At 66.2% G+C, this 17498-nt stretch carries 19 protein-coding genes; 10 read left to right on the top strand and 9 right to left on the bottom strand.

What is annotated here, in order from left to right:
* Nucleotides 1-7: 7 nt before the first annotated feature.
* Nucleotides 8-841: a beta/gamma crystallin-related protein gene (locus tag JKF87_RS03055; protein ID WP_236261043.1), complete on the bottom strand. Its 834-nt coding sequence runs from the start codon at nt 839-841 to the stop codon at nt 8-10.
* Nucleotides 842-1061: 220 nt separating this feature from the next.
* Between JKF87_RS03055 and JKF87_RS03050 the strand changes: the two genes are divergently transcribed.
* A complete protein-coding gene (locus JKF87_RS03050; protein WP_201097089.1) occupies nt 1062-1724 on the top strand; it encodes a DUF1013 domain-containing protein in 663 nt (220 codons plus the stop codon).
* Nucleotides 1725-1809: 85 nt separating this feature from the next.
* Here JKF87_RS03050 and JKF87_RS03045 read toward each other — a convergent pair whose 3' ends face one another.
* On the bottom strand, nt 1810-1983 hold the full coding sequence (locus tag JKF87_RS03045) for a YdcH family protein (RefSeq protein ID WP_201097088.1): 174 nt from the start codon (nt 1981-1983) through the stop codon (nt 1810-1812).
* Nucleotides 1984-2099: 116 nt separating this feature from the next.
* On the opposite strand from JKF87_RS03045, the gene JKF87_RS03040 reads away from it, so the two are divergent.
* From JKF87_RS03040 to JKF87_RS18475, 4 genes are all read left to right on the top strand, one after another.
* Entirely contained in the window at nt 2100-2699 is a 600-nt protein-coding gene (locus tag JKF87_RS03040; RefSeq protein ID WP_201097087.1) for a UbiX family flavin prenyltransferase, read from the top strand.
* On the top strand, nt 2699-3163 hold the full coding sequence (locus JKF87_RS03035) for a TIGR02444 family protein (RefSeq protein ID WP_201097086.1): 465 nt from the start codon (nt 2699-2701) through the stop codon (nt 3161-3163). Before JKF87_RS03040 ends, JKF87_RS03035 begins: the two co-directional genes overlap by 1 nt.
* 35 nt (nt 3164-3198) lie before the next feature.
* The gene (locus JKF87_RS03030; RefSeq protein WP_201097085.1) at nt 3199-3423 is read left to right on the top strand and encodes a YdcH family protein; all 225 of its coding nucleotides are present in this window, start codon (nt 3199-3201) and stop codon (nt 3421-3423) included.
* A gap of 159 nt (nt 3424-3582) precedes the next feature.
* Complete coding sequence (locus JKF87_RS18475; protein ID WP_201097083.1) at nt 3583-4218, top strand: M23 family metallopeptidase; 636 nt, start codon at nt 3583-3585, stop codon at nt 4216-4218.
* On the opposite strand, the gene JKF87_RS03020 is transcribed toward JKF87_RS18475, so the two are convergent.
* Complete coding sequence (locus JKF87_RS03020; protein WP_201097081.1) at nt 4215-5111, bottom strand: LysR substrate-binding domain-containing protein; 897 nt, start codon at nt 5109-5111, stop codon at nt 4215-4217. The genes JKF87_RS18475 and JKF87_RS03020 overlap by 4 nt on opposite strands.
* A gap of 90 nt (nt 5112-5201) precedes the next feature.
* Between JKF87_RS03020 and JKF87_RS03015 the strand changes: the two genes are divergently transcribed.
* The 3 genes from JKF87_RS03015 (at nt 5202) to JKF87_RS03005 (ending at nt 7999) form a co-directional block, all read left to right on the top strand.
* Nucleotides 5202-5639, top strand: a complete 438-nt coding sequence (locus tag JKF87_RS03015) for a VOC family protein (protein ID WP_201097079.1) — start codon at nt 5202-5204, stop codon at nt 5637-5639.
* A gap of 66 nt (nt 5640-5705) precedes the next feature.
* Nucleotides 5706-6641: an ABC transporter ATP-binding protein gene (locus JKF87_RS03010; RefSeq protein WP_201097076.1), complete on the top strand. Its 936-nt coding sequence runs from the start codon at nt 5706-5708 to the stop codon at nt 6639-6641.
* Nucleotides 6638-7999, top strand: a complete 1362-nt coding sequence (locus JKF87_RS03005) for an ABC transporter permease (protein WP_201097074.1) — start codon at nt 6638-6640, stop codon at nt 7997-7999. Before JKF87_RS03010 ends, JKF87_RS03005 begins: the two co-directional genes overlap by 4 nt.
* A gap of 400 nt (nt 8000-8399) precedes the next feature.
* Here the strand turns inward: JKF87_RS03005 and rpsU are convergent, their stop codons facing one another.
* Nucleotides 8400-8642, bottom strand: a complete 243-nt coding sequence (gene rpsU, locus JKF87_RS03000; protein ID WP_087120183.1) for a 30S ribosomal protein S21 — start codon at nt 8640-8642, stop codon at nt 8400-8402.
* A gap of 187 nt (nt 8643-8829) precedes the next feature.
* Between rpsU and JKF87_RS02995 the strand changes: the two genes are divergently transcribed.
* Nucleotides 8830-9477: a COQ9 family protein gene (locus JKF87_RS02995; protein WP_201097072.1), complete on the top strand. Its 648-nt coding sequence runs from the start codon at nt 8830-8832 to the stop codon at nt 9475-9477.
* Nucleotides 9478-9625: 148 nt separating this feature from the next.
* On the opposite strand, the gene JKF87_RS02990 is transcribed toward JKF87_RS02995, so the two are convergent.
* Together JKF87_RS02990 and purE are read right to left on the bottom strand one after the other, a co-directional pair.
* Nucleotides 9626-10720: a 5-(carboxyamino)imidazole ribonucleotide synthase gene (locus JKF87_RS02990; protein WP_201097070.1), complete on the bottom strand. Its 1095-nt coding sequence runs from the start codon at nt 10718-10720 to the stop codon at nt 9626-9628.
* Nucleotide 10721: 1 nt separating this feature from the next.
* Nucleotides 10722-11213: a 5-(carboxyamino)imidazole ribonucleotide mutase gene (gene purE, locus JKF87_RS02985; protein WP_201097068.1), complete on the bottom strand. Its 492-nt coding sequence runs from the start codon at nt 11211-11213 to the stop codon at nt 10722-10724.
* Nucleotides 11214-11425: 212 nt separating this feature from the next.
* On the opposite strand from purE, the gene JKF87_RS02980 reads away from it, so the two are divergent.
* Complete coding sequence (locus JKF87_RS02980; protein ID WP_244999721.1) at nt 11426-11980, top strand: GGDEF domain-containing protein; 555 nt, start codon at nt 11426-11428, stop codon at nt 11978-11980.
* 22 nt (nt 11981-12002) lie between these two features.
* Here the strand turns inward: JKF87_RS02980 and JKF87_RS02975 are convergent, their stop codons facing one another.
* From JKF87_RS02975 to JKF87_RS02965, 3 genes are all read right to left on the bottom strand, one after another.
* On the bottom strand, nt 12003-13808 hold the full coding sequence (locus tag JKF87_RS02975) for an autotransporter domain-containing protein (RefSeq protein WP_201097065.1): 1806 nt from the start codon (nt 13806-13808) through the stop codon (nt 12003-12005).
* 141 nt (nt 13809-13949) lie between these two features.
* Complete coding sequence (gene serA / locus JKF87_RS18450) at nt 13950-15842, bottom strand: phosphoglycerate dehydrogenase (protein ID WP_201097064.1); 1893 nt, start codon at nt 15840-15842, stop codon at nt 13950-13952.
* Between the two features lie 118 nt (nt 15843-15960).
* Nucleotides 15961-17406, bottom strand: coding sequence for an SDR family oxidoreductase (locus tag JKF87_RS02965; RefSeq protein ID WP_201097063.1), 1446 nt, complete (start codon nt 17404-17406; stop codon nt 15961-15963).
* Between the last annotated feature and the right edge of the window lie 92 nt (nt 17407-17498).

The following is a 17498-nucleotide window of genomic DNA, read 5'->3' as shown; positions in this document are numbered from 1 at the left end:
TTACAGCCTAGCGACGGCTGACCGGGCGCACCGAAGAGATGCTGCGGTAGAAGTCGCCGTCCAGACGGCTGACGTCGCGGTCGATGATGCGGCAGCGGCCCCGGAAGTCGGCGTCCGTGCAGACTTCCCAACGGCCCTGGACGCGGATCGAGACGATGCGGTCATTGAACGGCGTGCGGCCCAGGTTACGGTCTTCATCGACAAACTGGCGCGAAGAGCCGCGGAAATTGGCGTTGTCGTAAACGGTGATCGAGGTCTGACCCCAGCCGCCGCCATTGTTTCCGCCCCAGCCGCCGCCGTTGCCGCCGCCGACCCATTGGCCGCGCTGCGGTCCGCAGACCAGCAGGCCGTTGTCATTGCTGATGTCCGCACGGCCGCAGCGACTGATGTTCAGGGTGCTGGTGCGTTCGTTGCGGCGCGTGTCACGGCAGGTCGCCGTCAGTTGATCGCCACGCACCGAGATATTGTTGCAGCTGCCGGTGTAGCTGCCCTGCGGGGTGCGGCCATTGCCCCAGCCGCCGCCATTGCCCCAGCCCCCGCCGTTGGCGCCGCCCTGACCGGGACGTCCCGGACCACGATCCTCATAGTCGCCACGGGTGCGGCCGCAGACCAGCAGGCCGTTGTTGTTGACGATTTCGTCGCCGCTGCACCGCGCCAGTTCGATCGAGGTGCCGCGAATCTGGCCCCGCTCGTCGCGACAGTCGGCATAGAGGCGCCCCTGGTTCGTGTAGGCGTTCGCGCAGGTCTGGGCGTAGCTGCCGCGCGGCGCGACGCGCTGCACCGAAAAGTCTTGACCCGAAGCCATCGCCGCAAACATGGCGGCGCCAAGCAGAATGGACATTGTGTTCTTCCTCTCCAGAACGAGGCGACGCCTCTTGTTGGCCGAACTAGGCCGACGAACATGAACCGTCGCTGTATAGCATTGTCGGTCAGCGTTTTCTTTTCACGCGAATAGGCCTATATCGAAACCATAAGCGCCCGGTCGAAAGGCCGGGCGCCGTCGTATCCAACGCCTGCCGAAGGCCCCTTCGGCTGCAAAATCATACCGGGACGAACGCCCCATGAGCGACATTCTGATGCCCAAGGCCACTGCGGTCTGGCTGGTCGACAACACCTCCCTCAGCTTTGAGCAGATCGCGGACTTCTGCGGCCTGCACCCGCTGGAAGTGCGCGGCATCGCGGACGGCGACGTGGCGCGCGACATTCGCGGCGTTGACCCCGTCACCGGCGGCCAACTGACCCGCGAAGAGCTGGACAAGGCCCAGGCCAACGAAAACTATCGGATGAAGGCCATCGTCAGCCGTCACGCCGAACTGCTGAAATCCGCCAAGCCTGCGCCGAAATACACGCCTGTTTCGCGCCGCCAGGACCGCCCGGACGCCATCGCCTGGTTCGTGCGCAACCACCCGGAAGTCGCCGACGCCCAGATCGCCAAGCTGCTGGGCACCACCAAGTCCACGATTGAAAGCGTGCGCAACCGCACCCACTGGAACTCGACCAACATCAAGCCGGTCGATCCGGTGACCCTGGGTCTGGTCGGCCAGCTGGTTCTGGACGAAGTGGTCAAGAAGGCTGCTGACAAGAAGGCCAAGGACGACCTCAAGAACGGCGGCGGCACCATCCAGGCCGTCGTTGAAGAGGCGGAGCCCGAGTTCGTTCCCGAGGCCCGCGAACGCCCCAGCGCCGAACCCACCGCCGAGTCGGTCTTCGGCAAGCGCGACTGATCTCGCTTCGCGTCGCACAGATGCAAAACGGCCCCGGAGATCGCTCTCCGGGGCCGTCGTCATTTTCGGGAGGTCGTGAGCGGCGCTAGGTCGCTCGCGCCTCCAGACTGGTGATTTCTTCCTTCAGCCTAAGCTTCTTCTGCTTCAGCTCCCTGACCTGCAGCGGGTCCACGGACGGGCGGGTCAACTCCTTTTGGATCGTCTGATCCAGAACGCGATGACGATTACCCAGTTCGCGAATACGAGCCTCGATGGTCATGGCTTGCGCCTCCGTTGGTTAGGGACCACTAGAGTGAGCGCCCGGATCGGCAGGCTGTGGAATCACATTCCAGTGACGGCCCGCCTCGCCGGACCCCACGGAGGCTGACCCCCAAAATGGTCGATGTTGTGAACGGAGCCATAAGAAACCCACCCGCGCGAATAGTGGTCGGGATTTCAGGGGCTTCCGGCGTCATCTACGGCGCCCGCGTGCTGGACGCGCTGAAAGACCTAGGCATCGAGAGCCATCTGGTCGTGACAAAAGCCGCCCTGCTCACTTTGTCGCAGGAGACGGAGATGTCCCCCGACGATCTGACCGGCAAGGCGGTCGTGGTTTACAAACTGGGCGACGTCGGGGCGACCATCGCCTCCGGCTCCTTCCGCACCCTGGGCATGATCGTCGCGCCCTGCTCCGTGAAGACGATGAGCGAGATCGCCACCGGCGTGACCTCTTCCCTGCTGACCCGCGCAGCAGACGTGACGCTGAAAGAACGCCGCCCGCTGGTTCTGATGGTGCGCGAGACCCCGCTGCATCTTGGCCACCTCCGCACCATGACGGCCCTGACCGAAATGGGCGCCGTCATCGCCCCACCCCTGCCGGCCCTCTACGCCAAGCCCGCCTCCATCATGGAGATGGTCGATCAGTCGGTCGGCCGGGCGCTGGACCTGTTCGGTCTGGACTGGTCGGCGGTGAAGCGCTGGGATGGAATGAAATAATGTCGCTTTGGGATTGGGCGGTCGCCGCCTATGCCGCGCCGGACGTGGCCGACGCCTGCCTGTCGCTGCAGGATCACCACGAACAGAATGTCCCCCTGCTGTTGTGGTCGGCGTGGGTCGCCCAGACCGGACGCCGTCCTGACGAGGATACGATCGAGGCCGCCTGCGACACCGCCCGCGCCTGGGACGGGGTGGTGGTCGCCCCCCTGCGCGCCGTGCGCCGCACCCTGAAGGCGCCTGTGCCGGACATCGACGACGGTCCGCGCGAAAGCGTGCGCAACCGCATCAAGGCGCTGGAGTTGGAGGCCGAAAAACATCTGCTTGAGGCGCTGGAGGCCCTGGCCCCGCCGCCCGCCGGCGCGTCGCGCCCCGCCATCGACGGACTGGCGGCCACCACGCGGGTCTGGTCACGCGTCACGCCGCGTCCGGCGCTGATCCGCCTGGCCGACGCCCTTCCGGCCTGAAATTCGCTGGCGTATAAGGCCGTGGGGACCCTGCGATGAACGACGACATTCCAGACATCAGCGAAGAAGAGGCGGCGCTGCACGCCCGCGTCAAACTGCTGCGCCAGGAGCACGCGGACCTGGACGCCTCAATCGACGCCCTGGGCCAGGCGGCCATTCCCGACCAGCTTATGATCGCCCGTCTGAAGCGCAAGAAACTGGCACTGAAGGACGAGATCGTTAAGATCGAAGACCGCATCCTGCCGGACATCATCGCCTAACCTGCGACATTTGCGACCCTGCGCCGCCCCTTCAGGGTCCAAAAGTCGCCCCATGCAGCAGGCATAAGCCCGGCCTCCCCGCCGGGTGTCCGCAGCGTTCTCTCGCGTCGCGTCCCCACACAACGCTCAAAGAGCGCCAGATGCCGGAGACGCCGCCGAATGCGACGCCTGCTTCCGATCGCCCCCCTGTCGCGGGCGAAATCCGTATTGATCCATTCGGGTCAGACCGCCGCTCTGGTCACGGTCGCCGTGCTGGCCGCCGCTGCCGCCCCCGCCGTGACGGCTTCCCCGACCCTGATCGACGCCACCTCCGCCCCCGTCGCACCACCCGTTCAGGCCCAGGTCGAAGCCGCCGGTCCTGTCATGCGCCAGATCGCCTTCCAGATGCCGGTGCGCGGATACGCCATCAACTCCGACTTCGGCATTCGTAAGCTGGCCATCGAGGCCCGCGCCCGCGCCCACAAGGGCGTCGATATCGCCGCCCCCAAAGGAACCTCGGTCTTCACCGCGGCTGAAGGCGAGGTGATCCGCACCGGCTATGACGCGGGCGGATACGGCAACTTCATCGAAGTGGCCCACCCCAACGGCATGACCACCATCTACGGCCACCTCAGCCGCATCGACGTGGCGACGGGCGACAGGGTGACACTCGAGCAACGCATCGGCCTGGTGGGCTCCACCGGCTATTCCACCGGCCCCCATCTGCATTTCGAAGTGCGCCGCGACGGCGACCAAGTGAACCCCACCCGCGTTGTCGGCCGCAATTTCGAAGTTGCGGTGAAGGCCAACACCTAGGTCTCGACCACGCAGTCGCTGAGCCGCTCTCTCAGCCAGCGCAGCCCGACATCACCGTAGCGTCGCGCGTGCCAGGTCTGGACGAAGCGGAACGGCGCCAGGGCGAACGGCGGCGACATGACCGCCAGGCGCGGGTCCAGCGGTTCGCGCAGGCTTCGACTGGCGATGGTCAGCACCAGATCCGTCCCCGCAATCAGGTCCTGCGCCACGCTCCAGTGCGGCAAGGTCGCCACGACGTCCCGCGACTGGCCCAGACGCGCCAGCGCCCCATCCACCTCATCCACGCGCCCGTCCTGCACAGCGACCGATACGTGCGGCCGCGCCAGATAGGCCGCCAGATCAAACCCTGGCTCCAGGGTCGAGCGATCCATGACGCAGACAAACCGCTCTTCCAGCAACAGGCCCTCGCGCACCTCGGCCGGGCGATCGGGGAACACCCCCAGCGCCAGATCGATGTCGCCGTCCACTAACGCCGCCATGGCTGCGTCCCGGCTGCGGGTCGTAATCGACAGCTGCACGCCCGGCGCCTGTTTCCTCAGCACCGGCAGCAGGCGCGGCGCCAGCATGGCCGACGCATAGTCTGACATGATCAGGCGATAGGTCCGGCGGGTCTGCGCCGGATCAAACGGCGCCGGTCGCACCAGCCCCCGCACGGCGGCCAGGGTTTCGGCCAGCATCGGCTCCATCTCGCGCGCCCGCGCCGTCAGCTCCCACCCGTCCGCGCCACGGATCAGCAAGGGATCGTCGAATGTCTGCCGCAGCCGCCCCAGCGCTTGGCTGACGGCGGGCTGGCTTTTGTTCAGCCGCAGCGCCGCGCGCGACACATGCCGCTCGGCGAACAGGGCCTCCAACACGACCAGAAGGTTCAGGTCCAGCGCAGCGAGATCATTCATCTGGTGAATATTAGTCGTTAGAAATGACGATTTCCAACATTCGCGATTATGGCCCACCTCCACGTCTGCAACGCAGCAAGGAGATGACCGATGAACGACGCCGGCCTTTCGCACATCGCCTTCGTGGTCAAAGACCTGGAGGCCAGCATCCGCTTCTACGAACATTATGCGGGCATGACTGTGATCCATCGCCGCGAGGCTGGCGGCGCAATCCGCGCCGTCGCCTGGCTGACCGACTTCTCGCGCCCCTTCGCCCTGGAGCTGGTGGAGTCCGAGGCGCTGGACGACACGCCGCTGGGTCCGTTCGGTCATCTGGGCGTCGCCTGCGCCCAGCGCGAAGACGTGGACCGTCTGGCGCAACAGGCCGCGCGTGAGGGCATACTGCGCAAGGCCCCGACCGACGGCGGCCCGCCCGTCGGCTATTGGACCTATATCGCAGACCCCGACGGCAATACGCTGGAGCTGTCGCATGGTCAGGCCATCGCCTTCACCATCGAGGACGCCCAACGCCTTAATCCAGAGGCCTGATTCCCTTCCCGCTGGCGTCGCCTCCCGAACCCTTGCTAGGCTCAAGCTCAAGAAACGGGAGGCGGCATGACAGCGGCACTGACGCTTGAGGGCGTGACCAAGCGATACGGCGATTTCGAAGCTGTTCGCGACCTCAGTTTCGCGGTTCCCAAGGGCTCGATCTGCGGCTTCCTGGGCCCCAATGGCGCGGGCAAGACCTCGACCCTGCGCATGATCCTGGGCCTGCAGCCCGCGACCAGCGGGCGGATCGACATTCTGGGCGCGTCGGACGGGCGTTTGGTGCGCGACCGCATCGGCTTCCTTCCCGAAGAGCGCGGCCTCTACAAGAAGATGACCCCGGTGGAGGCCATCGCCTTTTTCGGCGCCCTGAAGGGCCTGCCCATTGCTGAGGGCAAGAAGCGCGCAAAGGTGATGCTGGAGCAGCAGGGCCTGGGCGCGTCGCAAAAGAAGAAGATGAAGGAACTGTCCAAGGGCATGGCCCAGAAGGTGCAGTTGATCGCCTCGGTCGTGCACCGGCCAGAGTTCGTCATTCTGGACGAGCCCTTCTCGGGCCTGGACCCCATGAACCAGCAGGGTCTGGAAGAGATGATCCGGGGTCTGGCCGCCGACGGCGCCACGGTCCTGTTCTCCACCCATGTGATGCAGCACGCCGAACGCCTGTGCGACAAGGTCGTGCTGCTGGCGCGCGGGCGAAAGGCGTTCGAGGGATCGGTGGACGAGGCCCGCTCCACCTCGCCCCGCTTTTTGGATTTGGAAGGTGACATCACCCCAGACGCCGCAGCCGCCCTGCCCGGCGTGGCCAACGTCGAAGCCCTGGCTGACGGCCGACTGAAGGTCGCCCTTCTGCCCGGCGCGGCAGGCCAGGAGACGCTGAAGGCCGCTTTCCTGGGCGGATTGGACGTGCGCCGCTTCGCCCTGAAGGAGCCGACCCTGCATGACGCCTTCATCGGCCTGACCGGCGACCACCCGGACCAGCCCGCTGTTCGGGAGATCGCCCAATGAAGCGCACCCTGCTGATCGCCCGACGCGAATATGTCGCCTATGCCAAGACCGTCGGCTTCTGGCTTTCGCTGCTGGCCTTTCCCCTGTTCGCGGTGCTGGGCGGGGGCATTCCCCTGCTGATCCGCTCCGCCGAGCCGATCAAGGCTGTCGCCATCGTCGAGGAAGGGCCACAGGCCTCGGGCCTCGCCGCCGTCGTCCAGTCCGCGCTCAAGGCCGAGCAGGACCGCATCAACCAGCGCGCGCAGGACGCCGCCGCCAAGGGTCAGGCGGGCGCCGGGCGCGCCGTCGCCTCTCTGGGCGGACCAAAGATTCGTCTGGTTCCCGCCCCCGGCGCCATCGCTGACGCATCGACGGGACCATCGCGTGACGAAGCGATTCGTCATGCGCTGGACAAAAGCACGCCCGACGACCAACGCCTGGACGCCGTCGTCTTCCTGACCCGCCAGGATGGCCGTCCCGCCGCCCAGGTCTGGACCGGACGCGCCAATGATTCCGACGTCGGCGACTTCGTCCGCAGCGCCCTGCGCACCGGCTATCGCGAGGAGATGCTGGTCTCCGCCGGGGTCGCGCCCGCCCTGGTCGATCAGATCGAATCCTTCCGGCCCGAGGTGAAGGCCTTCTCGCCCAACGCCGCCAGCGGGGGCGAGGTGTCGATGCGCGACCGCCTGCCCTCCTTCATCGGCCTGGGCGCAGGGTTCCTGCTGTGGTCGCTTGTTCTGACCGGCGCCTCCATCCTGCTGAACAGCGTGATGGAGGAAAAGTCGAACCGCATCCTTGAGGTGCTGCTGTCCTCGGCTTCGGCCACCGAAATCCTGACGGGCAAGGTGCTGGGCGTGGCCTTCCTGACCTTGACCGTGTTGGCGGCCTGGGGCGGGCTGGGCGCCTTCGTCCTGCTGTCCGCCGCGCCCCAGACCGCCGTACAGGTGGGCCAGGTGCTGCTGCACCAGGGTCTGGTCTTCTATTTCATCGCCTATATGGTCGGCGGATACCTGATGTACGCCGTGCTGTTCGCCGCCATCGGCGCCTTCTGCGAGACGCCCCGCGACGCCCAGACGCTGATGGGGCCGATCATGATGGTGCTGATCGTGCCGATCATGGTCATGCAGATGGCCCTGACCAGCCCGGACGCCCCGGTGGTGAAGATCCTGTCGTGGATACCCTTCTTCACCCCCTTCCTGATGAGCGCCCGCGCCCCCAGCGATCCGCCCCTGATCGAGATCATCCTGACCCTGATCGGCATGTTCGCCACCGCCGCCCTGATGGTCTGGATCGCCGGACGGGCCTTCCGCGCAGGCGCATTGTCGGATGTGAAACTGAGCTGGAAATCGTTCGGACGGGCGATCACCGGGCGGGGGTGAACTCCAAACTCTCCTCCCTGTCGCGCAGCGATGGGGAGGTGGCGCGGCGCCTGCGACCGCGACGGAGGGGTTATTTTCTCACTGCCTAGGTCCAATCGACACTCAGCGCAAAACCGTCATTCCGGAGCGCCCGCAGGACGAACCCGGAACCCAGGAGTTGCATCCAGCTTCGACTCCATCAACGGCGCGGCCTTAGCCCTGGCTTCCGGGTTCTTCGCTTCGCTCAGCCCCGGAATGACGATCAAAGAGCTTGTGGACTGCGTGTCGATTGCCCCTTGATCGGCGGAACCTTCAACAACCCCTCCACCATGCTGCGTAGGAAGGAATAGAAAAAGGCCGCCTCCTTTCGGAAGCGGCCTTAAATCTTTTGGCTTTCGCCAGGTCCCTTGCGGGGCGGGTCTTAACGACCGCCGGGCACGCGGGGCTTCGGCGCGGGCAGCAGGCCCTCGCGTTGAGCGCGCTTGCGAGCCAGCTTACGGGCGCGACGGACGGCTTCAGCCTTTTGGCGAGCGCGTTTTTCCGACGGCTTTTCGTAATGCACGTGGCGCTTCATTTCACGGAAGCTGCCTTCGCGCTGCATCTTCTTCTTCAGGGCTTTCAGCGCCTGATCGACGTTGTTGTCGCGGACGAAAATCTGAACCAGGTTAAACTCTCCTTTGGCCGCCCGCCGCGTCCTGTGAGGGAGACGGGCGAACAAAATAAAATCGTCTTCCGGAAGCGAGCCTCTCGGATGAAGGCGCGCTGATACACGACCCACCCTGCCCTGTCCAGTTCAACGCGACCATTCTTGAAGGCTCGAAACCCCCGCGCGACAGGCGTATGTTCCCCCCATGACACAGAACCCTGATTGGGCCGACCGCACCGAACAGACCGTGCTGGACGCCGCCATTGTCCGTGCGCCCGCCCTGGGCTGGAACGCGCGCCTGGTGCGCGAGGCGTGCGAGGCCAGCGGCCTGTCCGTTGGCGACCAAGAGTTGCTGCTGCCCAACGGCGCGCGCGATCTGGCCGCCCTGTTGTCGCGCCGTCATGACGCCCACGCTCTGGACGCCCTGAGCCAGATCGACGCCAAGTCATTGAAGATTCGCGAACGAATCGCCCGCGCCGTCTCTGAACGCATGGAGGCGGGCGCCGCCGACCTTGAGGCCACGCGCCGCTGCGCCGCCTTCCTGGCCCTGCCCGTCAACGCCGACCTGGGGCTGAAACTGGCCTGGGAAAGCGCCGACCATCTGTGGCGCTGGGCCGGGGACGAGGCCACCGACTGGAACCACTATTCCAAGCGCACCATCCTGTCGGGCATCCTGATTCCCGCCCTGACCATGCGCTGGTTTGACGGTCGCGAACGCGCCGAAGAATTCGTAGCCCGCCGCATCGAAAACGTCATGGCCTTCGAAAAATGGAAAGCCGGCAAGGATTTCGACGCCCCCTTCAGGAAGGTGTCGGACGTGCTGAGTCGGATGCGTTACGGGGCGCGGGCTTAACTGCCCTATCCTCCGTCATCCTCGGGCTTGACCCGAGGATCAGATGATCCGCCGCATTGCGCTGGAATACACGCACAGCAAGCACAACGTCCGATCCTCGGGTCAAGCCCGAGGAAGACGGAGTCGAAGAGGTCGACGGGGAGAAGCGTTAAGCTGCTCCCAACACCCGATTCACATGCGCCATCTTGCGGCCTGCGCGCGCTTCGGCCTTGCCGTACAGGTGCAGGCGTTCGTCAGCCTTGCCGGCCAGATCGCGCCACTGGTCGACCTCGTCGCCCAGCAGATTGGTCATCTCGACGCGGGCGTGGGGGGTCGTGGGGCCGAGAGGCCAGCCCGTCACGGCGCGGATATGCTGTTCGAACTGGTCGCAGACGCAGCCATCCTGGGTCCAGTGGCCGGTGTTGTGGACGCGCGGCGCGATCTCGTTGACCAGCAGTACGTCGTCGCCCCCAGGAACGGGAATGTCGAACAGTTCGACGCCCAGCACCCCGACATAATCCAGCCCGTCCAGAATCGCCTCGGCGATGGCGCGAGCGCGGACCTGAGTTTTCTCGTCCACCGTCGCAGGCGCCAGGGTGGTGCGCAGGACCCCGCCCTCGTGGCTGTTCTCGCCCAGCGGATAGACCGCCATATGGCCGTCCCAGTCGCGCGCGGCGATGACCGACAGTTCGCGCACGAAGCTGGCCTTGGCCTCCAGGATCGCCGGACGGCCGCCCAGGCTTTCCAGCGCATCCGCCGCATCGGCGATGTCGCGAATCCAGACCTGGCCCTTGCCGTCATAGCCCTCGCGGCGAGTCTTCAGCAGGGCAGGAACACCCAGCACCGTCAGTCCGTCGATCAGGTCTGACAGCGTGTCCACCACCGCGAACTGCACCGTCGGCGCGCCCACGGCGTTCAGGAAGGTTTTTTCATCCACCCGGTCCTGCGACACGCGCAGAGCCGTCGGTCCCGGTGCGACCAGAGCCCCGGCCTCGGCCAGACGTTCGATGGATGCGGCGGGCACGTTTTCAAACTCGAACGTCACCACGTCGGCGGCCCGGCCCAGCGCCGTCAGCGCCTCGGGATCATCATAGGCGGCGACGATCTGACGCGCCGACACCCGGCCCGCCGGGCTGTTGGCCTCAGGATCCAGGATGACGACGTCAAAGCCCAGACGCGACGCGGCCTGGCTCAGCATCCGGCCCAGTTGGCCTCCGCCAATGATGCCGAGGGTCGAACCGGGGGGAAGCGGAAGGCTGGGCACGTCAGTCCTCGACGGATTCTGCGACGGATTCGGTCTGGGCGATGCGGAAGGCCGCCAGGCGTTCGGCCAGGGCCTCGTCCGAAAGAGCCAGGATCTGCGCGGCCAGAATGCCGGCGTTGGCGGCGCCCGCCTCGCCGATGGCCAGGGTCGCAACCGGCACGCCCGCGGGCATCTGCACGATGGACAACAGGCTATCCATGCCCTTCAGGGCCTTGGACTTCACCGGCACGCCCAGCACGGGCAGTTCGGTCATGGATGCGGCCATGCCCGGCAGGTGAGCGGCGCCGCCCGCGCCTGCGATGATGACCTTGTATCCGGCGGCCTTGGCGCCCGTGGCGAACTGAACCAGCCGCTCCGGCGTGCGGTGCGCGCTGACGACCTTGGCCTCCCAGGCCACGCCCAGTTGATCCAGTTTGTCGGCGGCCAGCTTCATCGTCGGCCAGTCGGATCGACTGCCCATGATGATCGCCACCGGCGTTGCGGAAGTCGCCATGTCTGTAAGGCCCCTCGCGGAAAGGCCGCCCGTTACAGCACGCAGACGACGCCCGCAACCGAACAGGGTGCGCCAAGGCGCCATTTCCGCCCGTTCTCACGCCGGTTTCGGCGCTGCGCCACCTTCAATGTCGTGAGATCAGGCTCTAACATCGCCTGATTGCGCGGCCGATTCTGCCGCGCGTCCCGGAGCCTTCCGCCGCCTTGACCGACGTGGCCGATCACGACCTGAACGCCGAGTTGGCCCGGTTGCGCGCCGAACTGGAGACGTGGAAGCAGCGCGCCGCAATGGCCGAGGCCCTGGCAGACCACGACGTCCTGACCCCGGCGCTGAATCGGCGCGGCTTCATCGGCGCCATGTCGCGCACCATCGCCTATTGCCAGCGCCACGACGTTCCCGCTGTGCTGCTCTATCTGGACATGGACGGGTTCAAGAGCGTCAACGACACCCTGGGCCATGCGGCGGGCGACGCCGCCCTGATCGCGGTGGCCAAGCTGTTCCTGCGGAACCTGCGCGAATCGGATTCCGTCGGCCGCCTGGGCGGCGACGAGTTCGGACTTCTGATGCTGCACGCCGGGCTTGAGGAAGGTCGCGCCAAGGCCCGCCAACTGGACGCGGCGCTGAAGGAAGAGGGCTTCGTCTGGGACGGCCAGAAGACCGAACTGGGCGGCTCTTTCGGCGTTCGGGCGCTGGACGGCCATACCGACCCGGAAGTCTGGCTGACCGAGGCGGACGCCGCCATGTGGGTGCGCAAGAAGGGGCGCTGAGGCCCCTCCCCGCGCTTCACGCTTACAGCGGCAACCGCAGTTGAATGCCACCCGTGTGGCTGTCGGCGTGGTCGCCGAACCGGCCGCGATAGCCGACGGTCACCTTCACCGGCCCAACCAGGCCCTCGACGCCCGCAGACGCCAGGAACTGGCCGCCGAACGGATCGTCGATCTCGCGCGACAACACCTGCGTCGGGTTGTTGAAGATGCCGACGCGCACCGGATCGGAACTGTCGTCCAGCGCATCACGATAGCCGCCCTCGGCGAACAGGCCGAACCCGCCCATTTCCGCCTCGGCGCGCAGGGACACTTCGCCGGTCAGAGCCTTCACCGTGCGGTCGCCGTACTGATACTGGGCGGCGACGCCCTGCTCATAATAGCCGTCCACGTCGCTGGCGACATAGGCCAGGGCTGCGCGCGGTGACAGGGCGAATCCGCCCATGTCGAACCACATGCCGCCCTGCAGACGGGCGCCGGTGCTGACCGCGCGCGTGTCGCCCGTGTGGACAATCGGGGCCAGGCTGGTGGTGCGCTTGATGTCGTTGATGTTGTCACGCGCCACGCCGACCGCCGCGTTGACGAAGACATTGTCCGCGCGCCAGCCGCCGTACAGATCCAGCCCGAAACTTTCGACCGAGAACTTGAACGCATCGCTGTCGACGTCCGCCTTCTGGGCCGAACCCGCCATGCCGAACCGCCACGAAGCCGACGGCCCCGCCTCCAGCGCGATCCGCCCGCCCCATCCGTCAGAGGTCGAAGACCGCACCGAACCGCGCGCGTCGGTCTTGGTGTTGTTGTAGTTGGCCGAGGTGGTGATCGAAACGCCCTGGCTCCACGCCTCACGTCCCGACAGGGCTTCGCTGGCCGCCTCCAGCGCCTCTTCTCGGTGACGATAGGTCGTCTCGCCCTGCAGCGTCGATTGGGAGCCGATGTCGGCGTAGTACAGATAGTCCGTCGCCAGCTTGGCGATCAGAATATGGCCGGTGGCGGTCGGGTGAACCCCGTCGAAGTAGAAGTAGCTGGACGGGTCGGCGCAGACGCTGACGCCGTTGAAACAGGCCGCTGTGACATTGCTGACGCCGAACTGGCCTGGATTGGCGGTGATGGTGTCCCCGATCTTGAACAGGTCCATCATGATGATGTTCGACCCCGGCCGCGCGGCGGCGACCGCATTCAGGCCGGTCTGCAGCGCGGTGTTGAAGGTCGTCGCCGAATAGTCTGCCAGGGGCGCGGCGGGCGTGCCCCGGAATTGCGGCGTGATGCTCAGCTTGGGCAGGTTAGACACCAGGATCGTGCCCGCGCCCGCACCCGCCACGCTGTTGACCAGGCTGTTGACGTTGGCCGCAGCCCCGGTCGCCACCGGCGTCATGGCCGCCACCGGGCTGGCCGAAGCGCCCGCCGCCGGCAGGGCCTGGAAGATGTCATTGGCCCCGCCCAACACGGTCACCAGATCGGTCGCGCCGAACTTTCCGCCCGCCGCCGTATAGCGCGCCAACTGGTTCAGCATGCCGAACGGCACGCCAGCCGAGGCGTCGGTGCGCGACCCACCGAACGCATAGTTGATGCTGCCGGTCACCGAGCCGTTGAAGTTGGCGGCGTTGAAGCCCAGCCGTTCCGTCCAGACCTGACCGCTGGAGAACCGGCCTTGATAATATGGCGGCGACGGCGGCTGCGTGCCGCTCGAAATCAGATACAGATTGCCGTTGTCGCTCAGACTGTCGCCGAACACGACCAGGCGGCTGTAGGTCTGGGCTGAGGCGGAACCGGCGAATGCGCAGGCGGCCAGGGCAAGGGCGGCGACGGCGCCGCCTGTGAGAAAGCGCGACATAGATTCCTCCCGCGGCCGTCGTGATTGCGACCGTTCAACAGGAGGATGCGCCAGCCAGCGCCAAGCGCAAGATGCCGTTACGTCAGTATTCGGAAGATATCGACGACTGTGACACCACAACCGCAGCCGTCGTTTCCTCGTTTAATGCAGCGTGCGGAACTTCAGCGTTCCCGGCACCGACTTCAGCTCCCGCAAGGCTTCGGGGTCATAGTCGTGATCCACGTCGGTGATGACATAGCCCGTGCGTTCGTCCGTTTTCAGATGCTGGCCCAGGATGTTAAGGCCCGCCGACGCCAGCGCGCGGTTCAGTTCGGCCAGAACCCCCGGCTGGTTCCTGTGGATGTGCAGGATGCGGTGCGAGGCCGACACCTCGGCCAACTGAACATTGGGCAGGTTGACGCTGAAGGTCGTGTCGCCCCGGTTCAGGTAACCCAGCAGCCGCTCGGCCGCGAACTCGGCGATGGCTTCCTGCGCCTCTTCGGTCGAGCCGCCGATGTGGGGCGTCAGGATCATGTTCTTCAGCCCCTGCAGCGGGCTTTCGAACGGGTCGGCGTTGGTGCGCGGTTCTTCGGGGAAGACGTCCACGGCGGCACCCGCGACCCGACCAGAGCCGATGGCCTGCGACAGGGCGCCGACATCGACGACATGGCCGCGCGACAGGTTTAGGAACAGCGCCCCTTCCTTCATCTTCGAGAACTGGGCGGCGCCGAAGATGGCGCTGTTCTCCTTGCGGCCATCGACGTGCAGGGTCACAACGTCGCTTTCGGCCAGCAGAGCGTCCAGCGAACGCATCCGCCGCGCATTGCCCAGCGCCAGCCGTTCCGACAGGTCATAGAACAGGACCCGCATCCCCAGGTTCTCGGCCAGCACCGACAACTGGCTGCCGATGGCGCCGTATCCGACGATACCCAGCGTCTTGCCGCGCAGTTCCTTGGAGCCCGTCGCAGACTTGTTCCACTGGCCCACATGCATGGCCGCCGACTTGTCCGTCACGTCGCGCATCAGCACGATCATCAGGCCGATGGCCAATTCGACCACCGAACGGGTGTTCGAATAGGGGGCGTTGAACACCGCAACCCCGTGGTCCGAGGCGGCCTCCAGATCGATCTGGTTGGTGCCGATGCAGAAGGCGGCGACGGCCATCAGCCTGTCCGCCTCTTCCAGAACCCGCCGTGACACCGTGGTCTTGGATCGGATGCCCAGCACATGGACGCCCTTGATCGCGGCGATCAGATCATCCTCGTCCAGCGCGCCCTTCTGGGTCTCGACAGAATAGCCCGCCTCCTCCAGCCGCTCGACGGCGGCGGGGTGGATGTTTTCGAGCAGCAGCATCTTCATCCGGCTGCGCGGGAAGGACCAGCGCCCGACCAGTCCCTCGGCGTGAAGCACCTCGTCCAGAGACGCCGCTTCCGCGTCGGCGACCTCGACCACCGGCGCGCGACGCACAACCTCTGTGAAGGCGTAGAAGGCGTCGGCGGCCCCGGCCAGCTTGACCTCAGCATCGTTCCAGCCGTCGCCGATCATGACCACGCGGCCCGACAGGTTCAGATCATGGATGGCCTTGGGCTTTCCGCCCGCCTCGGCCAGAGGATTGGCCTGATCGACGCCGATCACCCGCCCGGTTTCGTCATAGATCAGATCGTTGCACAGCACCCGGTCCGGCGACACGCCCAGATCCTCGGCCACCGGCGCGATCACCTCGCGGAAGCCGCCGGACAGGATGAACACCTTGCCCTTGTTCTGCTGGAAGAAGTTCAGGTTGCGCCGCACCGACGCGGTCAGGTGGTCCGGCGCCTGCTGCGCCAGGGTTGCGACGTGTTCGCGCGTCAGCGGCAGCAGGGCCAGACGCTGGCGCAGCGCCTCGCCAAAACCGATCTGACCGCCCATCGCCTGATCAGTCAGGGCGGCGATCTCGGCCCGCGTCTTGGCCGCATCGGGCGAGTTCGCCAGGGCGATATCGGCCAGGGCTTCAAGGGTCTCGAAATCAACCAGGGTCGAATCGAAGTCGAAGATCAGTGTGGGGCGCGCGCTCATGCGCGGCGTCTTAGCCCCCTTCGCTGGCGCAGCAAAGACAAGTCGTGCTGATGATCGGCGCCAGTTGCGCTTAAACCTTGCCGCCCGCCCCGGTTTTCACAGGACGGGCGGCAAGAATTTAGCGGAAGCGGGCGATGCGGCGCACGTGACTGTCCGGACGGCGGCTTTCCAGAACCGCAGCCCCGATCACCGCCGCCAGGGTTGCGACGGCCAGAAGCGCGCCGCCTTCACGCGGGTGGTCGCGTGCATAATCAACGGCCTCATCGGCATAGTGGCGCGCGGTCTTGCCGTGTTTCTTGGCCGCCTTCCTGGCGTCCTTGCGCGCCGAACGGAACCAGCCGTCGGCCCGGTCGCGCACATCGTCCACGGCGTCATAGGCGCGATCGCGTGCGTCGCGAGAAAACTCGCTGGCCCGGCCGCCGAAATCCTCAGCGCCGTGGCGGAAGGCGTCGACGGCGTCCTCGAACCGATGACGCAGGGCGTCCGTATCAACCCAACCGCGCGGATCGATGCGGGTTTTGATGCGCTGATAACGGGTCGGGCCGCTGCGCTGCGACAGATAGACGGCGGCTGCGGCGCCGATCACGATCAGGGCCAGACTGCCGGCGGTGACGCCGGGATGTTTGCGGACTTCGGCCAGGGCGCTGAAATTACGAACCATAGGATAGTGAACCTCTTCATCGAGGCCGTCGTCCGTCGGGTCATAGAGCCCATCGTCGAACGGCTGATAGGCGGAACGGCGGTCCCGCATCAGCGAAGGAGCGAACCGCGCAAGAAGTGGTTCCGCAATCTCCGGCAAAGCTGCATAAAATGATGCAATCGCGCGCCCTGTCCCGCCAACCGTGATCTCGCGGATCGGGTGGGTGGCGCAGTACAGAATGGTGTCGGCGACCACGTGGGTCGCATAGACCGGCTGCGGATTGTGGACCGCCTGCCCCGTCAGGTTTCGGGCATGGCGGCTGTAGGGGGTGTCGATCGCGCCCGGCTTCACCAGACTGACCGTCACAGGCGCCTTTTCACGCAGCAGTTCGATGCGCAGCGCATTGGTAAACCCCTTCACCGCATGTTTGGACGCCGCATATACGCCCTGAACCGGCAGGGGCAGGTCCGACAGGATCGAACCGACATTGACGATGGCGCCGCCGCTTGGGCGCTCGCGCAGATGTTCCGCCGCCACGACCGATCCGTTGACCACGCCCCAGTAGTTGGTCTCGAACAGCCGTCTCTGGTCCTCCAACGACGTCTCGCGGATGGCGCCGAACAGGCCCACGCCCGCATTGTTGACCCAGGTGTCAAAGCCGCCGAACAGGCGCTGGCACTTTTCAGCCGCCGCTTTCAGCGAGGCGTGGTCGGCGACATCCGCCACGGCCCAGGCGACGCGCGCGCCTTGCGCCTGAAGCTCTTCGCACAGGGCCCGCAGATCCTTTTCGCCACGCGCGATCAGGAAGACCTTGGCACCGGCCCGCGCCGCCCGCCGCGCCGTCGCCAGACCCACGCCGGATGTGGCGCCCGTGACCACGATGGATTGCTGGGCCAGCGGCTTCAGGGTCGGTTTCGCGCTCATGCGGGCCTCATTTAAATCCCTGGAGAATCCAGGGGGCCGATTGTCGATGTTTCTGCAGCCAAGCTTACAGGTTTGTGAAGCCGAGGCGACGC

Origin of the sequence: Brevundimonas nasdae (genome assembly GCF_016654005.1) — a bacterium.
Lineage (GTDB): Bacteria > Pseudomonadota > Alphaproteobacteria > Caulobacterales > Caulobacteraceae > Brevundimonas > Brevundimonas nasdae.
Note: the sequence above shows the minus strand (reverse complement) of the source record. Positions and strands in the feature narration are given on the sequence as shown.